Annotated in this window: 2 protein-coding genes; both read right to left on the bottom strand. The window is 55.1% G+C overall.

The window, feature by feature from the left end; all coding sequences use genetic code 11:
* Window positions 1-598, bottom strand: a 598-nt coding sequence (locus M8006_RS17555) for an ATP-binding protein (RefSeq protein WP_250084487.1), incomplete at its 3' end; no start/stop codon positions are given.
* Between the two features lie 82 nt (window positions 599-680).
* A partial coding sequence (locus tag M8006_RS17550) for a PD-(D/E)XK nuclease domain-containing protein (protein WP_250084486.1) occupies window positions 681-1694 on the bottom strand: 1014 nt, incomplete at its 5' end.

Genomic DNA, 1694 nt, shown 5'->3' with positions numbered 1-1694 from the left:
TGGACACGCCGGTCAGCAGCACAAAGTGCAAGTGGGGGTCGGCGTCCTTAATAACGCTGTAAAGGTTCTTTAAACCCTCGCGCAGTTCCCGGGCACGCTCGGGCACCAGGATATTATCCAGAATCGGTTTATCGTACTCGTCAATCAGGACAACCACCCGCTGACCATACTGTTGGTGGGCGGCGCGAATGAGGGCGGAAAATTCACCCGGTATATCGGTTTTATGGTGCTGAGTAATGCCGAGTTGCTCACGTTGAACCCGTAACTGCTCACGAATACGCTCGTCCAGCCCTTCACGGCTCTGCATCACGCCATCGGCAAAGCTAATACGAATCACCGGATAGCGCTGTTGCCAGTCCCACCTATCATGAATATAGAGCCCTTCAAATAGCGCTTGGCGACCTTCAAACAGGCAGCGCAGGGTATCCAGCAACAGGCTTTTGCCGAAGCGACGCGGCCGCGAGAGGAAGTAGTATTTGTTCTGGTTAACCAAGCGCTCAATATGCGGGGTTTTATCGACGTAGTAATAGTTGCCCTCGCGGATATCCGAGAACGTCTGAATCCCGATGGGTAGCTTACGGCGGTGGGTATCCGGCACGGCTGGCCTCCAGAGCAAAAACAGCGATACGAACAGCAGTCTAGCATGCTCATTGATTGGCGTTGTGCTGAAAAGGCTGTTTCTAAGCCAGGGTCTCCACCTCAAACGCCACAATCTGGCGCTCGACGCTGGAAAATTCCACGCCGATCAGGTGTATGGGTTTGCCGGAGGCGCGGTGCTTATCGGCGTAGCCTTTGTGTTTGATTTGCGCCAGCGCCGTGCCTTCGGGGAGTTGCTCCACCACCTTGAACTCAAACAGATAAATATGCCCACCAAAGTCCACGCTCATATCCACTTTGCCATGGTGGCTGGCGTCCTCTACCGTCACATCCAGCCCCAAGGCCGCAAAGTGGCTGTAAAAGACGCTCGCGTAATGCCCTTCGTAGCGGGCAATCGGATTATTACGGTACCAATCGTGGGGGAGACCAGCGTAGAGCGCTTTGAGGTGAACTTCTAACCCGGCAAGGTCGTGCTGACTTAAATGACGGAACAGCGTACGGCGCTCACGCGGGGCGTTCTCGACGCCCAGTGATGGCAGCAGTGCGTGGTTGAGGCTGGTTTCAACTTCGCGGTTAGGAAAGCCCAGGGTGTATTGGCGGTAGCCCCGCAGGGGCTCTTCTATCTGCTGAATGGTCAGGTAGCCGGTTTGGAACAGCAGGCCTTCGGTGCTGATCTGGTCAACATCAAACTGGCTGAGCAGCTCGTACTCGGTTTCCCAGTGATCCAAAGAGGGGGTAAACACCCCGCGCTGTTTAAGAATGTCGACCAAAAACGTGGGTGTCGCCGACTCAAACCAGTAAGGTGCAAACTCGCGCTTCTGAAACAATAGCAGTACGTCGAAGGGGTTGTAGACGGACGCTATCTCGCTGCCACCCCAGCGATAGCCGTTGTACCACTGGCGTATCGCCTTGCGATCCAAACCGGGCAGTTCAGGAGCGAAGACCGTATCGATGTCCTCGTCGGTATAGCCACAAAGCGTGCTGAAGGGAGCATCCAGGGTGATATCGTTGAGGTTATTCAAGCCCGAGAAAAGGCTGACCTTACTGAATTTGGACACGCCGGTCAGTAGCACAAAGTGCAAGTGGGGGTCAGCGTC

The organism is Halomonas llamarensis, assembly GCF_023555005.1.
Lineage (GTDB): Bacteria > Pseudomonadota > Gammaproteobacteria > Pseudomonadales > Halomonadaceae > Vreelandella > Vreelandella llamarensis.
Note: the sequence above shows the minus strand (reverse complement) of the source record. Positions and strands in the feature narration are given on the sequence as shown.